This is a genomic window from uncultured Cellulomonas sp. (genome assembly GCF_963527515.1).
Lineage (GTDB): Bacteria > Actinomycetota > Actinomycetes > Actinomycetales > Cellulomonadaceae > Cellulomonas.
Genome location: NZ_CAURTV010000036.1, coordinates 16630 through 33669 on the forward strand (window position 1 = coordinate 16630; position 17040 = coordinate 33669).

Consider the following 17040-nt stretch of genomic DNA (forward strand, 5'->3'; position numbering starts at 1 on the left):
ACCCCCCGTCACGGCACCGCCGTGATCCTGTAGTTGTCGACCCGCACCACGACGGGTGCGTTCGACGCCGACGAGGACAGGATGGCAGCCAGACCGGTGTGTCCGGCAGCCTGCAGCTCGGGCGTCGCGTCGGTGGCCTGCACCAGCCACGCCGCGGGCTCGGCCTGCGCCGCGTTCCACACCTTGGCGCGCAGGGTGGTGGGCGACGTGCCCACCACCTCGAACGCCGTGGCCAGGACCGTGCCGGTGGTGTACGTGACCCCGGTCGCCGTGACCGCGGCCGAGACGGCCGTCTCCGTGCCGCCGGCGTTGGTCCGGTAGAGCCGGGCCGAGACGCCGCCGCCGGACGACAGCGCGATCTTCAGGCGGTAGTCGCCGGCGCCGTCGATGATGCGGCCGCGGGCCAGGAACCAGCCCCCGGACCCGGCGGGCCGCTTGTCCAGGGAGAACGTGACCTGCTCGCGCACCGAGGTGCTGGAGACGCCGGTCAGTCGCGCGCTGACGACGCTGCTCGCCGCGGCCAGCCGCATCGAGCCGGCACCGGAGCCCACGCTCGTCGCACCCGCCGTCGCCGACCACGCGCCGCCGGTGTCGGCGGTGCCGAAGCCGTCGGCGACCGTGCGCTCGAACGTGTCGGCGGCGAGGACGACCGGGCCCGGAGGCGCGACCACGCTCACCGAGGTGGTCTCGGTGTCGGTCCCGCCCCGGTTGTCGCTCACCGTGAGGGTGATCGGGTACGTGCCGGTGGCCACGTACTGGTGCGTGGCCGTGACGCCGGTGGCGGTCCCGCCGTCGCCGAACGTCCACTGGTACGTGCTGATCGTCCCGTCGGGGTCCGTGGAGCCCGCACCGGAGACCGAGACGCCGAGCGCCGGCGGGCCGGAGACGGCGATCGCCGCGGACGGCAGCTGGTTCGGCGCGGTGACGACCGCACTGCCGGACGCCTGCGCGGTCCCGCCGTCGTCGTCGGTCACCGTGACCGTGATCGGGTAGGTGCCCGCCGCCGCGTACGGGTGCGAGGTCACGGGCGTCGTGGTGGTCGTGGTGTGGCCGTCGCCCCAGCTCCACGAGTACCCGACGATCGTGCCGTCGAGGTCGCTCGAGCCGGACGCGTCGGCCGCCACGGTCAGCTCACCGCCGGACACCGACAGCTGGGCCTGCGGGGGCAGGTTCGAGGCCGACCCCGTGGTGCCGATGCTGTGGTGGCGCGCGATCTCGAGCTGGTCGAGCTGGCGCCCGTAGACCGAGACCTCGTCGATGCTGCCGACGAAGCTCTCGCCCGCCGCGTTCGGCCACCCCGCCAGGGTGTCCCCGCCGATCCGCCAGTAGCCGTTGGCCAGGTGCCGCGCGAACGTCACGTCGGCGTCGCTGGCCACCAGGGCACCGTCGACGTACAGCTCCATGCCGCGGATGCCGACGCTGGCGACCACCTGGTGCCACTCGTCGTCGTTGTACGCCGCCGGGGAGGTGATCGTCCGGACCGCGTTCGCGAACACTCCGAGGGTCAACCGCCCGTCGGCGCCCAGGTAGACGTGCCGGTCGACCGTGGTGCTGTTGGTGGTGCCGGAGGTCGAGCCGAAGCCGACGATCTTGCCGCCCGCGCTCGACCCGGTCCGGAACCACGCCTCGACGGAGAACCGCAGCGGAGCGGCGACCCGGCGGGTGGAGTACACCCGCGAGGTGCCGTCGCCGGAGAACACCATCGCGTCGTCGCCGTCGCCCACCAGGGCGCCCGGCTCCCCGCGGTCGACGCCGCTGCCCACGGTCGCGGGACCGTAGCTGGTGGTGTCGACCGCACTGCCGCCGGAGTCTCCCAGGCGCCAGTACCCGCCGGGGTTGTCGCCCATCACCGCCGTGGCGTACGTGCCCAGCGGTCCGGCGGCGCTGCCCGTGGTCGTGACCGTCACCGTCGGCGACGTCACGGAGTTGCCCGAGTCGTCGACGGCGACCACGCGGTACGTGTAGGTGGTGTTGTTGGACAGCCCGGTGTCGGTGAACGAGAGCCGCGGCAGGTCCCAGAACCGGGACTCGCGCGACACCTCGTACACGGGGGTCGTCGAGCTGCCCCGCAGGACCCGGTACTCGAGGACCTCGTCGTCGCGGTCCCAGTTGGCCGGCCAGGAGACCTGGACGTTGCCGGTGGCCGTCGCGATCGCGGTGGGCTGCAGCGCGGTCCCCGACAGGGACGGGCCGATGGCGTCGGGGGCGATCGCGGACGTCGCGAACCGCACGAGCCCCTGCTGCGGCACGCCGTTGACGCCCAGGAACTCCCCACCGTAGACGACGTAGGTCCCGTTGCCGGTGACGTGCCAGGTCGCCTGGCTGGTGCCCGTGAACGTGCCGCGCTGGAACGTCGGCCAGAAGGTCCGCAGCTCCGGCGCGCCCTGACCCTCCAGCGAGTAGTAGCCGGCCTGCGTGTTGGGCTGCACCTCGCCGAAGGTCGCCTTGGACACGGCCGCGGCGTACTGGTGCCGGCGCGGGTTGATCTCGGGGAACCCGCCGAAGTTGCCGCAGTTGTGCGGGTGGCCCGCGAGGTAGACGTGGTCCTGGCCGGGGTTGGCGAACACCGAGTACGAGTCGCCGTGGCAGTCGTCCACCCACGCGAGGTCGGCCGTGACGGCGTCCGCCGCGAACATGCCCTCGAGGTTGCCCTCGCTCTCCGGGTCGGCGATCAGGCCGAAGCCCGTGCCGTAGACCAGGGTGCCGTCCGTGTCGAGGCTGGTGATCCCGGCGGAGTACCCGTACACGAACACGTCCGGGTTCACCGTCCAGGCCGTCGTGGCTCCGTTGGAGGTGGCGGCCGCACCGATGCCCTGCCGCGCGACGCCGTTGATCGCGTCGAACCGCCCACCGATGTACAGCTGCGAGCCGTTGGGGCTGAGCGCGATCGCGTCCACCTGGCGGGGCTGGACCGAGACGCGCCAGGTGGTGATGGCGCCGGTCGCGGCGGCGAACGCCGCGACGCGGGGCCGGGACTGGCCGGCGACCGTGTTGAAGTTGCCGCCGATGTACACCGTCGACGCCGTCGCCACGATCGAGCGCACTGCCGCGTTCGCGCCGCCGGTCCAGCCGGAGACGAGGGCGCCGGTCGTGGCGTTGAGCACCGCGAACCGGTTGCGCGCCGAGCCGTTCACCCGCGTGAAGTTGCCGCCGACGTAGAGCCTGGAGCCGTCCGGGGACGCCTCGATGGCGTAGGCCGGACCGTCGAGCGTGGGCGCCCAGGTGGTGACCAGTGCGCCGGTGGTGAGGTTGTACGCGAGCAGGTTGGCGCGGGGCGTGGTGTCGACGCCCGCCGCGGAGCCGGCCGGACGCGCGGTGGCGAACTCGCCGGCCACGTAGACGGTGTTGCCGACGATCGTCTGCGACCACACGACGCCGTCGATCTGCACCGTCGGCAGCGCGTCGGCCGTGACGGTCGGGTCCGCCCAGACCTGCGGCGCCGCGGTGGCGGCGGTGGGCACGGTCACGAGCCCCACGACCACCAGGGCGGCGGCTGCCGCTGCCCCGACTGCCCGGCGCCACCACGGTCGCTGTGCTGCTCGCATCGTTCTCTCCTTCGGTGGCCGCGCCGTGACGCGGCCGTCAGATCACGAGACGGTCGTGACGGTGTAGTCGTCGAACCGCACGGTCACAGGGACGTTCGTCGAGGTGCTGGACAGGATCGCGGCGAGCCCGGTGTACCCGGGTGCCTGCAGTGCGGCCGTCGTGTCGGTCGCGGTGGTCAGCCAGGTGGTCGGCTCTGTCCCGGTGGCGGGCCAGACCTTCGCCCGGATCGTCGTCGGCGACGTGCCCACGACCTCGATCGCGGCCTTGAGCTGGGTGCCGGCCGCGTAGCTCACGCCCGTGGCCGTCACCGAGCTCGCGATCGCCGTCTCCGTGCCGGCCGCGTTGGTGCGGAACAGCCGTGCGGAGACGCTGCCGCCGGACGACAGGGCGAGCTTGAGCCGGTAGTCGCCGGCCCCGTCGATCACGCGGCCGCGCAGCAGCACCCACCCGCCGGAGCCGGAGGGCCGCTTGTCCAGCGAGAACGTCACGGTCTCACGGTGCGACGCGCTGGCCACCCCGGGGAGCCGGGCGCTCGCCGTGCCGCCCGCGGCAGCGAGCGCCATGACGCCCGTGCCCGAGCCGACGCTGGTGGCGGAGGCCGTGGACACCCACGCGCCGCCGACGTCCGCGGTGCCGAACGCGCCGGCGACCGTGCGCTCGAACGTGTCGCTGGCCAGCGGCGGGGGCGGCGGCGGGACGTGCACCGTCGGGGCGTCGCCGGGCAGGCCGCCCCAGAAGGCGAGCGAGGCCGCGCCGACGTCGGTGTTGTCGAGGTAGGCGCCCCGCACAGGGTCGGTGCCCGTGGCCTTGGCCGCGAACGCCGCCGAGCCGACGCCCGTGGCGTAGAAGGGGACCAGCTGGTTCGAGTGGTTGACGGTGTTCCACTGGACGGCCGGCGCGGTGCCCGCGGTGCCCACGATGGGGTTGCGGACCGGGTTGGAGCCCGGGCCCCACAGGTAGCCGGTCTCGTGGTCGGCGGTGACGATCACGAGCGTCTCGTCCCAGCTCGAGCTCGTCTCCACCCAGTCGACGACCGCCTGGACGGCGTCGTTGAATTCGACCTGCTCCTCCACGACGCCCGCGGTGTTGTTCTCGTGCGCCGCGGAGTCGATCGCGCCGCCCTCGATCATCACGAAGAAGCCGTCCGGGTCGTCGTCCAGCACGTTCAGCGCGGCCCTGCTCATCTGCACCAGGCTCGGCACGCCCTGGTTGCGGGGGGTGCTGAACGGCACGCTCGTCGCGACCAGCCCTGACCGCGAGGCCTGCAGGGTGGTGAACGCGTGCGGCACGCCGAACACCTGCTCCGGCGTCTCGCCCGTGGCCAGGGCGTCGAACTCCTCGACCGTGTCCACGAAGGTGTACGGGGTCTGGCCGGTGGTCAGGTCCTCCCAGGTGGACTGGCTGATGTACGTGTAGTCGGGCGTCGCGCGCAGCGCCGCGTCGTTGTCGTAGAGCGGGTTGCCGGTGCCGAACACCACGTTGGCGTTCGAGGCCACGAGGTCGTCGGCGATCGCGGTGTAGCTGCCGCGGTCTGCCTCGTGCGCGAGGTAGCCGGCCGGGGTCGCGTCGGACAGGTACTTCGTCGTGACGACGCCCGTGGCCTTGCCGACGTCCTGCGCGAGCGAGGCGATGCTGCGGATGTCCTTGCCGGTGGCGTCCTTGCCGATGACCTCGTTGTTCGTCTTGAGGCCGGAGGACAGCGCCGTGGCCGCCGCCGCCGAGTCCGTCGGACCCGTGAGCGGCTGCGTGAACGAGGACCAGTTCCCCGACGGGCTGTAGGAGCCGCCGGAGGGGAAGGTGGACAGGCCCGCCTGCACCGCGAAGTACTGGTACGGCTGCGTGGCGCCCTGGCCGCCGATCTTGGTCAGGTTCGGGCCGTTGGTGATCTTCTGCTGGTACAGCGTCTTGCCGGACTGGAACACGCTGCCGAGGTCGACGGTGTTGTAGCCCATGCCGTCGCCGACGAGCGTGATGATGTTCTTCGGGGTGCCCGTCTGCGCGGCGGGCAGGGTCGGCGTCGGGTCGTCCGGCGGGATCTGGGTCTCCGGCGGTGCGGCCGTCCCCACGGACAGGACGGTGTAGTCGTCGGTGCGGAACGCGACGGGCGCGTTGGTGGCCGTGCTGGACAGCAGGTAGGCCAGCCCGGTGTGCCCGGACTCCTGCAGGCCCGCCGTCGAGTCGGTCGCGGTGAGCTGCCAGTCGGCCGGCTCCGTGCCGATCCAGACCTTGGCGCTCAGGGTGGTTGGGGTGCCGCCGCTGACCTTCAGCGCGGTCCTGACCACGGAGCCCGCCGAGTAGGTGAGACCGGCGACGGTGGCCGCGGGGGTCACGACCGTCTCGGTGCCACCGGCGTTGGTCCGCACGAAGGCCGCGGTCACCGTGCCGTTGGACTTGAGGTTGACCTTCAACCGGTACTCGCCCGCCGGGGTGATCCGGCCGCGGGACAGGATCCAGCCGCCTGAGCCTGCCGGCCGCTTGTCCACCGTGGTGGAGAACCGGGTGATCTGGTCGGTGCCGCTGACGCCCGTGAGCCGCCCGCTGAACGACCCGTTCGCGGCCGCGATGGTGGACACGCCCTGCGTGCCCGACACCGACCCGGCGCCGGCCGTCGTCGTCCACGCGCCACCCTGGTCGGCGCTGCCCCAGCCGGGTGAGACGGTGCGCGTGAAGGTGTCGTTGGCGACGATGACGTCCACCACCGGGGCGATGATCGTCAGCGGCGCCGTGGTGGTCGAGGCCACCCCGTCGTCGTCGGTGACCGTGAGCGAGACCGTGTAGATGCCGCTGCCGCCGTAGGCGTGGGCCACCGTGTGGCCGCTGCCCGTGGTGCCGTCCCCGAAGTTCCACTGGTACGACTCGATGGTGCCGTCGGGGTCGCTGGAGGCCGTGGCGTCCAGGAGCCCGGTCAGGCCCGTCGAGCTGGAGGTGATGACCGGCGTCGGCCCCACGTTCGGGTTGGCGACGACCACCTGGTGCACGAGCGAGCTCGCGGTGCCGTCGTCGTCCGTGACGGTCAGCGTGACGTCGTACGTGCCGCCCGTGGCGTACGTGTGCGACGACGTGGCGCCGGTCGAGGTGCCGCCGTCGCCCCAGGCCCAGTCGTAGGACGCGATCGTGCCGTCGAGGTCGTCCGAGGCGGACGCGTCCGACGTCGCGGACAGCTCTCCCCCGGTCACCGTGAACTTGGCCCGCGGCGGCAGGTTCGGGATGACCCCCGTCGCGCCCAGGCCCTGGTGCCGCACCACGTCGACCAGGTCGAGCTGGCGGCCGTACACGGAGACGTCGTCGATGGTGCCGTTGAAGGAGGTGGCGCCGGCGTTGGGCCAGCTGCCCAGGCTGTCGCCACCGATGCGCCAGTACCCGTCGTAGGCCTGGCCGAAGGTGACGTCGGGGTTGGTCGCCACGAGGGCGCCGTCGAGGTACAGCTCCATGCCGCGGTCGCCGACGCTCGCCATCACCTGGTGCCAGGCGCCGTCGTTGTACGCCGCCGGCGACGTGATGGCCCGCGCCGTGCTGGGGTAGACGCCGAAGCTCACGCGCCCGTCCGCGCCCAGGTACACGTGCCGGTCGTAGCTGCTGCTGTCGGTGGTCCCCGAGGTGGAGCCGAAGCCGACGATCTTGCCACCGCTGGTGGAGGTGGTCCTGAACCACGCCTCGACCGTGAAGTGCATCGGCCCCGGCACCCGCACGGTGCTGTACGCCCGCGAGGTGCCCGCGCCGGTGAAGGCCATGGCGCGGTTGGTGTCCCCGAAGATGGCCCCGGTCTGGTTGCGGGTGACGCTGTTGCCGACGTTCGCGCTCGAGTACGCGCTCCAGTCCAGGGCGGGTCCGGAGGTCTCGCTGAGACGCCAGAAGCCGGCGGGGTTGTCGCCCAGCACGGCGGCCGCGTAGGCACCCAGGGCGCCGGCGGACGCGCCGGTCGTCGTCGCGGTCACGTTCGGCGACGTCACCTCGTTCCCGGCGGCGTCGACCGCGACGACCTTGTACGTGTACGAGGTGCTGTTGGCCAGTCCGGAGTCGGTGAAGGACATCCGCGACCGGTCCCAGAACCGGGACGGGCGCGTGGTCGTGTACACGGGGGTGGCTCCGTTGTTGCGGAAGACCTGGTAGGTCAGCTCGCCGTCGTCCTTGTCCCAGTTGGCGGGCCAGGACACCTGCATGGTGCCCGTGGCGCGCGAGGCTGCCGTCGGCTGCGTGGCGGAGCCGGACAGCACCGGGCCCTGGTCGTTGGGGGCGACGTCGGGCGTCGCGAAGCGCACGAGACCCTGCTGCTCGACGCCGTTCACGCGCAGGAACTCGCCGCCGTAGACGACGTACTCGTCCGCACCGGTCACGCTCCAGGTCGCCTGGCCCAGACCCGTGAACGTGCCCTCCGTGAAGGTCGGCCAGAAGGTGCGCTGCGCCGGGGCCGGGAAGCCCTGCATGTCGTAGTAGCCGCCCTGCGAGTTCGGCTGGATCTTGCCGACGGGCGACTTGGTGAACGCGACGCCGTACTGGTGCCGGCGCGGGCTGACCTCGGGGAAGCCACCGAAGTTGGAGCAGTGGTGCGGGTGGCCCGCGATGTACACGTGGTCCTTGCCGGGGTTGGCGTACACCGAGTAGGTGTCGCCGTGGCAGTCCTCGACCCACGCCAGGTCCGCGGTCACGGGGTCCGCCGCGAACATGCCCTCGAGGTTGGTGTCGCTCTCGGGGTCGGTGAGGAACCCGAACCCGGTGCCGTACACGAGGTTGCCGTCGGTGGCCAGGCTCATGATCCCCGCGGAGTACCCGTACGCGAAGATCTCGGGGTTGACGGTCCACGGCGTGAGGGCGGCGGTGGAGGTCGACACCGCGCCGATGCCCTGCCGCGCGACGCCGTTGATCATGTCGAAGCGCCCGCCGATGTACAGGGTCGAGGCGTCCTGGCTGAGCAGGATGGTGTCCACCTGGCGCGGCTGCACCGAGACGCGCCAGGTCGTCAGCGCGGCGGTCGTGGTGTCGAACGCTGCCACGCGGGGACGCGACTGGCCGGCGACGGTGTTGAAGTTGCCGGCGATGTAGACGGTCGTCGCGGTCGCCACGATCGAGCGGACGGCGGCGTTGGCGCCCCCGGTGAACGCGGTCACCAGCGCGCCCGTGGTGGCGTCCAGCACGGCGAACCGGTTGCGGGCGACCCCGTTGACGGACGTGAAGTCGCCGCCGACGTAGATGCGCGTCCCGTCGGGGGACGCGGCGACCGAGTAGGCGGGACCGTTGAGCACGGGCGCCCACCCGGTGAGGAGCTCCCCCGTCGTGACGTCGTACGCCAGCAGGTGGGAGCGCGGGGTCGTCTGCTCCCCCGCCGCGGCGCCGGCGGGCCGCGCGGTGGTGAAGTCACCGGCGACGTAGACCGTGGTACCCACGACGATCTGCGCCCACGCGACACCGTCGATCTGCACGGTGGGCAGCCCGTCGGCCGTGACCGTCGGGTCGACCGCACCGCTGGAGGACGGCACCGGGTCGTCCGCCGACGCGGGCGTCGCGAACCCGAACAGGGCGAGCGCCGCGACGACCGCCGCGGCGACGAGGGCACGCACCGGGCGGGCGCGATCCGGGGCGGGGGTCATCTGGGGCTCCTCACGGGGCGATCTCGCCCTCGAACGACGCAGCAGGAACTGCTGCGTCGTGGCTGACCGTGACCTTGACCGGGCCCCCCTCGGTCGGTGCACGGAAGACATAGGTGGCGTCGGCGGACTCACCCGGCGCGAGCACGCCCGCGTACCCCTGGACGTGCGGGTCGCTGGCCAGCTCCACGCTCGGGACGCCCGAGGACGAGTAGACGTTGACGACGACGAAGTTCAGGTCGAGCGGAGCCCCGGTGTCGTTACGGATGGTCATCGCGACCGCGAGCGCCGGCCCGGACCGCTCGCCGATGGCGCGGCCCACCCCGTCGATCCGGGTGATCCCGGTCAGGCTGACGACGGCCTTGTCGCCGGGGTCGGCCGGCTGGTCGAGCGGCACGGGCGGCGCCTCGGCGAAGTCCTCGACGCGCACCACGGTGTCGTCGGCCGGGTCCGACCCCTCCGCGGGCCCGGCCGTCGGAGCCGCAGCGGCGTCGTCAGGTGCGGCGGCGTCCGCCGTGGGGTCGGTCGAGGCGGTCGCGCCCGGGTCGGACGCCACGACGCTGGTGCTGGGGCTGGGCCCGAAGGCCCCCGGAGCACGGTCGTCGCCGCGGTTGGCCGCGATCCCGAACGCGGCCCCGCCGAGCAGCACGACAGCCGCTGCCGAGCCCGCCACCCACTGGAGCGTCCGCCGCTGCATGTCCCCACCCGATCGCACAGGGCCTCCTCCAGCGGGGGGCTCTCCGGGCGAGAATACGAGCGATATCTGGACAGACCACCATATTCCTGCACCTTTCACCCGACGCGAACGGGTGATCTCCTCAGCGCAGTGCGCACGTCGCCAGGACGCCCGCGCGGAGCGCAGATGCGCAGGTCAGAGCGATGGCGGCGCCAGTGATACCGCCCGTGACCGCGCCCAGCGGGACCACCAGCACCGTGACCACCGCGGACGCCACACCGACCACCGCGACCAGGTGCTCCCGTGACTGGCCCTGGAGCAGGGCAGCCAGCACCGCGGAGACGGCGAAGAACGGCAGCCCCGCCAGGGTCCACGCCAGCACCGGCCCGCTGCCTGCGTACGTGGGACCCATCAGGAAGGTGACGATCTGCTCCCCGACCACCATGAACGGCACCAGGACCAGCCCGCCCGCGAGCAGCGCTCCCACCAGCCGGACCGCGAGCCGTCGCGCGGCCGGGGGCTCGAGCCGCGCGGACCGCGGCGCCACGACGGCGGCGAGCGACTGCGGCACCAGCAGGAGCGGCTGGACCAGCTTCACCGCGGCGGCGTACAGGCCGGCGGCCGCGGGCGTCAGCACAGCGGCGACCAGGGGCACGTCGAGCGTGCGCGCCTGGCCGGCCACGTTCGCGACGAGGAACGGCCAGCCCCGGCGTGCGAGGTCCTTCGCCGGCACCGCCGACGCCGATCCGGGCAGGTCCCGCACCCGTCGGCGCACGTGCACCTGCCCCGCGACGGCCCCGAGCAGCAGCCCCGCCGTGTAGGCCAGCACCGGGTCGAGCCCGCCGGCCAGCGCGACCAGCAGCACCGCGAGGCTGACCGAGCGGCGCAGCACCATCGAGACCGCGGCGGTCCGCGCGTCGCCGTCGGCGATCGGGACGCCGAGCACCGTGTCGACGTTGCGCTCCAGGCCGAGCGACAGGCAGATCAGCGCGACGGCGAGCGGCGCCCCTGTCTCGACCGCCCACCACGCCGTGACCGCCAGCAGCACCGGCGTGGTCAGCGCGGTGCTCGCGGCGTTCAGCCGCAGACCCGCCTGGACGTCGTCGTCGGCACCGAGAGCCCGCGCCCGCGGCACGAAGGCCGCCATCCCGAACCCCGTGACCACCAGCAGGAAGCCCACGAGGGCGATCACGGAGGCCACCGCGCCGAACGACGAGGCGGGCACCGAGCGCGCCAGCACGATCAGCGCGAGCGCCTGCAGCCCGCTGCCCAGCCCGCGGGAGACGAGGATGCCCAGGAACTGGGCCCTCACCCGGCTGCCCTCGGGCCCGGGAGCGTCACGAGGAGCCGGGGGCGCGACATGGCGGCGAACGTAGCACCCGCTTTTCACCATCGACCCCGTCACGGACGGCACGTAGCCTCGTCGCGTGACGACCCCCGCCCTGAGCAGCCTGGTCGTCTCCGCGCGCACGGCGGTCGCGGACCGGACCGTGCCGTTCGTCGTCGTCGGCCTCACCGCGGCCCTGGTGGCGTTCGGGTGGCTGTCCGGGCTGCCGTCGATAGTCCTGGTCGCGGTCTCGACGCTGCCGCTGGTCATCGTCTTCGGCTACCGCGTCGCGCTCGTCGCCCTGTCCGTGGTGCTCGTCCTGCGCGCGCTCGTCGACGACCTCGGCGGGCAGACGATCACCGCAGGGGTCGCCGCGGCGGTCATCGGGCTGTCGGTGTTCGTGCTCGTGCGCGCGCCCGGCTGGCCCGCCCGGGTCCTGGCCATCGCGCTCGCGCTGTTCGCGTCGGCCGGGGCCGGGGCGGCCACCTACGGGGCGGTGGCCACGTACGGCGAGGCCGTCCGGGTCCTGTCGCTGGTCGCGGTCGCCGTCATCACGATCAACGCACCCGGGACCGTGACGTTCGGCCGCGTCACCGGCGTCGTGCAGCTGGTCGGGATCATCCCGGCGCTGGTCGCCCTGCTGCAGTTCGCCACCGGGACGGGCACGGCCAGCGCCGGCGTGCTGCGGTCCACCGGCACGCTGGCGCAGGCCAACTCCGCGGCGGCGCTCTTCGCGGTGTGCACCATCGTCACGTTCGCGCGGCTGCTGGCCGGTGGCCGGCACCGGGCCCGCGACGCCGCCCTGCTGGTCGTCTTCCTCGTCGTGCAGGTCACCACCGCCAGCGTGGGCGGGTTCCTCACCGTGCTGGTGATGATGATCGTGTACCTGCTGGTCGAGGCCGGGCGCCGCATGCACCGCGTGGTCCTGGGCCTGCTCGCCGTCGTCGTGACGGTCGTCGCGGCGATCAACTCCCAGATCGGTGCCACGCGGTTCTCCGAGTTCTCCGGCGGCACGGAGGACACCTCCCTGGGCTGGCGGTACCAGGCGTGGGCCAAGGTGCTGGCGGCGTGGCACGAGCACCCGGTCTTCGGCAACGGCCTGGGCGCCACCACGAGCGGCATCATCCTCAAGTCCATCCCGCACAACGAGTACGTGCGGATGCTCGCCGAGGTGGGCGTGGTGGGCCTGACCGTGCTCTCGCTGCTGGCCCTCTGGTACGCGGTGGCGATGCTCCGGCGGCTGCTCGCCGGCAGCCCCCGCAGCGTGTGCGCGCTCGGCCTCGCCGTCCTGGTCGGCACCATGGTCAACGCCATCGCGGCGAACACGATGCTCTACACCGTCGCCTTCATGACCACCGTGTACGTTCTGTCGGCATGCTGGCGGATCGCACGAGAGACACCCCCACCGGACCCGGTACCGCAGGTCGAACCGGCTCTGGCACGGGCGGCCCTGCGGTGACCGCGCGCGTCCGCGTGCTCGAGGTGCTGGAGCCGCCGGACGGCACCACCCGCTACGCCGACCAGCTGGTGGACCACCTGCCGGGGTCGGTCGAGATCGTCTGGTTCACCTGGCGGCGGGCGCTCACCGAGCGGTACGACGTGCTGCACGTGCACTGGCCCGAGTGGCTGGTGCGGACGCGGCCCTCGACGCTCCCCCGCCGGCTGGCCACGCGGCTGGCGTTCGTCGCGCTCCTGCTCCGCCTGCGCCTGACCCGCACGGCGATCGTGCGCACCGAGCACAACCCGGAGCCGCACGAGCCGGGCGGCCGCACCGAGCGCGCGCTCCTGCGCTGGCTCGACCGGCGGACCACCCTGCGCGTGCACCTCAACCCGGTCCCCGAAGGGCCGCATGACGTCGTCATCCCGCTGGGGCACTACCGCGAGCAGCTGGGCGTCCACCCGGTCTCCGCGCGGGTGCCCGGGCTGCTCGTGTACTTCGGCAAGATCCGCGACTACAAGGGCGTCGACCTGCTGCTCGACGCGTTCACCGCAGTGCGGCCCGAGCTCACGCTGCGCGTCGTCGGCCACCCGCAGACGCCGCAGTGGCGAGCCCTGGTCGAGGAGGCCGCGCGGCAGGACCCCCGCATCGGGCACGTGCTGGAGTTCGTCGCCGACGACACCCTCGTCGCGGAGGTCACCGCGGCCGAGCTCGCCGTGCTGCCGTACCGCGACCTGCACAACTCGGCCGTCGTCCTGGTGGCGCTCTCGCTGGACACCCCGGTCCTCGTGCCGTCGACCCCGGTGACCCGGGCGATCAGCGAGGAGGTGGGCCCCGGCTGGGTGCACTTCTTCGAGGGGACGCTGGACACCGCCGACGTGCACCGCGCGGTCGACGCCCTGCGCGGTGCACCGCCCGCCGGCCGCCCGCGGATGGACGCCCGCGGATGGGACGTCATCGGCGCGTCGTACGCCCGGGCGTTCGAGGCCGCGGGGCGCCCCGCGTCTCACCCCGGTGCCGCCACGAATCACCCGGAGAGCGTCGAGATCGCTCGGTAGAGTGGGCGGACGTCACGGGGGGATCTCCGCCGCGCGGGTCTGCCGCAGACGACGTCGAGGAATCCGAGGGCCACTGTGGAGCTTCGTCAGCTGATCGCGCTCATGCGCCGCCACTGGCCCAGCGTCGTCATCCTGACGGTCCTGGGCGCGCTGGCCGGGCTGGGCCTGTCCCTGGCGACACCCAAGGAGTACAGCGCGCAGAACCAGGTCCTCATCACCGTCCAGGTGGGTGACTCGATCGGGGACCTCAACCAGGGCACGTCCTACGCCGAGCGCGTCGTCGCCACGTACTCCAAGGTCGCCCGCTCCCCCGTCGTGCTCGACCCGGTGGTCGAGGAGCTGGGCCTGCCGGGCACCGGCCGCACGCTGCGCGGCTCCGTCGCCGTGAGCACGGACCCCGCCGCCCCGATCATCACCGTGACCGCGACGTGGGGCGACGCCGAGACCGCCGCCGCCATCGCCAACTCCGTGGCCCAGAACCTCGCCCTGACGGTGCAGGACCTGTCGCCCACCGCGGCGGACGGCTCCCCCACCGTGCTGGTGAACTCCATCGACCCCGCCACCCCGCCGGGCAACCCGTCCGTCCCGCACACCCGCCAGAACATCGCGCTCGGTGCCCTGCTCGGCCTCGTGCTCGGCCTCGGCTGGGCCGCCCTGCGCACCACGCTCGACGTCAAGGTCCGCACCGATGCCGACGTCGCGGCGCTCGTGCCGGTCCCCGTGCTCGCCACCGTCGCGCTCGACGCGCAGGCCGCCGCGCGCACGCCGGTGATCATCGCCCCGGCCACCAGCGCACGCTCGGAGGAGTACCGCCGGCTGCGCACCAACCTGCAGTTCGTCAACGTCGCCAACCGGCCGCGGTCGATCGTCGTGACGTCCTCGCGCAGCGGCGAGGGCAAGAGCGCGACCGTGGCCAACCTGGCCGCCACCCTGGCCAGCGCCGGTGCCCGCGTGTGCCTGGTCGACGCCGACCTGCGTCGCCCGTCCGTGGCCAAGTACCTGGGCCTGGAAGGTGCCGTCGGGCTGACGACCATCCTCATCGGGCGGGTGTCCCTGGACGACGCCCTGCAGCCGTACGGCGACGAGAACCTGCAGGTCCTTGCGTCGGGACAGATCCCACCGAACCCGAGCGAGCTGCTCGGGTCGGACGCCATGGTCGCCCTGCTCGCCCAGCTCCGGCAGCGGTTCGACATGGTGCTCGTGGACACCGCGCCCCTGCTGCCCGTCACCGACGCGGCGATCCTCAGCACCTCCGTCGACGGGGTCCTGGTCGTGGCCGGCAGCGGCATCGTGACGCGCGAGCAGCTCAAGCAGTCGATCTCGATGCTGGACGCGGTGGGCGCGCACATCCTGGGGATCGTGCTCAACCGCACCAAGCGTGCCCCGGACGGCACGGCCACCTACACCTACCGGTCCGACGCGCGGCACGGCACCCTCGAGGCCACAGCCACGGAGCGGCGCACGGCCTCGGTGAGCACCGTGCAGCCGGACCGCGCCGACGCACCGGCCGCGGCACCGGCTCCCGTCCCCGCCCCCGAGCCGCCGGTCGCGTCCGTCCCCGACGGCGTCCCGCAGGCGCAGGACCCGGACGGCGCCGTCGCTCTGCGTGAGCCCGGTGCCGCCGAGCGGCCGCAGCCCCAGGGGCAGGGCGAGCCGACGGCCGACGAGGACGCGCAGCGCCACCCGGTGGCCTGACCGCGCACGTCGGCCGGCTCCGGAACGGTCAGCCCTGTGCGACCTTCTCGCCGCGCTGCGCCGCGTGCCGGACCAGCCCGACCACCTCGGCCACGTCCCGGCGCACCGGCCGCACCAGCAGGGCGACGACCGCCACGAGCGCGAGCCCGGCGAGCCCGCCCGCGGCCAGCGCGATCAGCGGCTCGTCGATCCAGCGGCTGACGTACCAGCTGCCCAGGGCGGCCGGCAGCGCGACGCCGAGCAGCGCGCGCAGCGCACGCGCCACGAGCGGCGTGGCGGTCAGCCCGGCGGAGCGGCTCGCGATGAGCAGCCCGACGATCCAGTAGACCGGCCACACCGCCACCGCAGCCCACGCGGCGCCGAGCGCCCCCTGGCCGGCACCCAGCACGATGAGCGCCACCATGACCGGCTGCGCCCACACGTCCAGCGCGAGCTGCGCGCCGGGCCGGCCGCTGGCCAGGAAGACCCAGTACGCCAGCTGGGACAGGGACCGGAACACCCCCGCGATCGCGAGCAGGGCGAGGATCGGGGCCACCTGGGACCAGCCGGGGCCGAGCAGCACCGCCACGAGGGGGACCGCCAGGCCGGCGACGAACGCCAGGACGGTCGCGGTGCCGTAGGCACCGGCCAGCTGCGCGCGCAGGGTCGCGCGGGCGAACCGGGCGGGGTCGAGGTGCGCCCGGGAGAGCACCGGCAGGGCGACGCGGGTGAGCGGCCCGTTGATCTGCTGGATCGGCACCACCGCGATCTGCTGCGCGCGGTTGTAGACGCCGAGGACCGCTGAGCCGGAGAAGGCGCCCAGCGCGACCGTGTCCGCGTTCTTGGCCGCGTACCCCAGCAGCTGGGTGCCGAAGACCGACAGCCCGAACCGGAAGAACCGGCGGATCGACGTGTGCCGCTGCGGCAGGCCCGGCCTCCACCGCGTGCTCACCACGTTGACCAGGAGCGCCACGAGCGCCGCGGTCAGCTGCTGCGCGACGATCGCCCAGTACCCACCGCCGAGCACGGCGACGACGACCGCGACGATCGTGCCCACCAGCTGGGCCACGACGTCGGAGGCCGCGAGCGCGACGAACCGCAGCTCGCGCCCGAGGTCCGCGCGGTACTGGGTGTTGATGCCGGACAGGAGCAGGACGAGCGACAGCGCGGGCACGATGTGCAGCAGCGTCGGCTCGTCGTAGAGCGCGACGAGCAGCGGCGTCGACGCCGCCACGACCAGCGTGCACAGCAGCCCGAGCCCGGTGTTCGCCCAGAACAGGTTGACCCGCTCGCCGCGGCTGACCGTCGGCGCCTGCACCGCAGCGGAGGACAGGCCGAAGTCGCGCAGGATGTCCGCGAGCCCGATCGCGGCGGTGACCATCGCCACGACGCCGAAGTCGGCCGGCTCGAGCAGGCGCGCCAGCACGGCGAGGCCGACGAGCTGGAGCACGATGCGCAGGCCCTGCCCGCCGATGGACGCGGCGGAGCCGCGCACGGCAGTCCTGGCCAGGGTCATCCGGTGCCTCGCACGGCACCGCGCAGCTGTCCGCGCAGCAGGTCGAGGCGGGCACGCGCCGCGGGGACGGCGTCGACCAGCTCCGCCCGGCGCGCGTCGAGGGCGGCGACCCGGCCCACCGCGCGCGCCACGTCGAGGCCGTCGGTGCTGAACGCGGCACCGGTCGCGACGACGGTGGCCAGGCTGAGCTCGAGCTTGCCGGCCGCACCCGGGGCCAGCACCA

9 protein-coding genes are annotated in these 17040 nt (G+C 73.5%); 3 read left to right on the top strand and 6 right to left on the bottom strand.

The window, feature by feature from the left end; genetic code table 11:
• Positions 1 to 8 precede the first annotated feature (8 nt).
• From RYN42_RS10595 to RYN42_RS10610, 4 genes are all read right to left on the bottom strand, one after another.
• Positions 9 to 3545: a PKD domain-containing protein gene (locus RYN42_RS10595; protein ID WP_315095892.1), complete on the bottom strand. Its 3537-nt coding sequence runs from the start codon at positions 3543 to 3545 to the stop codon at positions 9 to 11.
• A 42-nt stretch (positions 3546 to 3587) separates the two neighbouring features.
• Positions 3588 to 9131 (bottom strand): alkaline phosphatase, encoded by a 5544-nt coding sequence (locus RYN42_RS10600; RefSeq protein ID WP_315095894.1) that lies wholly within the window; start codon positions 9129 to 9131, stop codon positions 3588 to 3590.
• Positions 9132 to 9141: 10 nt separating this feature from the next.
• Positions 9142 to 9825: a hypothetical protein gene (locus RYN42_RS10605; RefSeq protein WP_315095896.1), complete on the bottom strand. Its 684-nt coding sequence runs from the start codon at positions 9823 to 9825 to the stop codon at positions 9142 to 9144.
• A gap of 121 nt (positions 9826 to 9946) precedes the next feature.
• Positions 9947 to 11116 carry a lipopolysaccharide biosynthesis protein gene (locus RYN42_RS10610; RefSeq protein ID WP_315095898.1) on the bottom strand — a complete coding sequence of 390 codons (1170 nt, stop codon included), beginning with the start codon at positions 11114 to 11116 and terminating at the stop codon, positions 9947 to 9949.
• A 115-nt stretch (positions 11117 to 11231) separates the two neighbouring features.
• Here RYN42_RS10610 and RYN42_RS10615 point away from each other — a divergent pair, with 115 nt between their 5' ends.
• The 3 genes from RYN42_RS10615 to RYN42_RS10625 all read left to right on the top strand — a co-directional run bounded on the left by RYN42_RS10615 (position 11232) and on the right by RYN42_RS10625 (position 15322).
• On the top strand, positions 11232 to 12590 hold the full coding sequence (locus RYN42_RS10615; RefSeq protein WP_315095900.1) for an O-antigen ligase family protein: 1359 nt from the start codon (positions 11232 to 11234) through the stop codon (positions 12588 to 12590).
• On the top strand, positions 12587 to 13627 hold the full coding sequence (locus RYN42_RS10620; protein WP_315095902.1) for a glycosyltransferase: 1041 nt from the start codon (positions 12587 to 12589) through the stop codon (positions 13625 to 13627). Before RYN42_RS10615 ends, RYN42_RS10620 begins: the two co-directional genes overlap by 4 nt.
• A 75-nt stretch (positions 13628 to 13702) precedes the next feature.
• Positions 13703 to 15322, top strand: a complete 1620-nt coding sequence (locus tag RYN42_RS10625; RefSeq protein WP_315095905.1) for a polysaccharide biosynthesis tyrosine autokinase — start codon at positions 13703 to 13705, stop codon at positions 15320 to 15322.
• Between the two features lie 28 nt (positions 15323 to 15350).
• Here RYN42_RS10625 and RYN42_RS10630 read toward each other — a convergent pair whose 3' ends face one another.
• Positions 15351 to 16817 (bottom strand): lipopolysaccharide biosynthesis protein, encoded by a 1467-nt coding sequence (locus RYN42_RS10630; protein ID WP_315095907.1) that lies wholly within the window; start codon positions 16815 to 16817, stop codon positions 15351 to 15353.
• Positions 16814 to 17040 (bottom strand): hypothetical protein (locus RYN42_RS10635; RefSeq protein WP_315095908.1); only part of this gene is annotated, 227 nt, incomplete at its 5' end. The genes RYN42_RS10635 and RYN42_RS10630, both read right to left, overlap by 4 nt.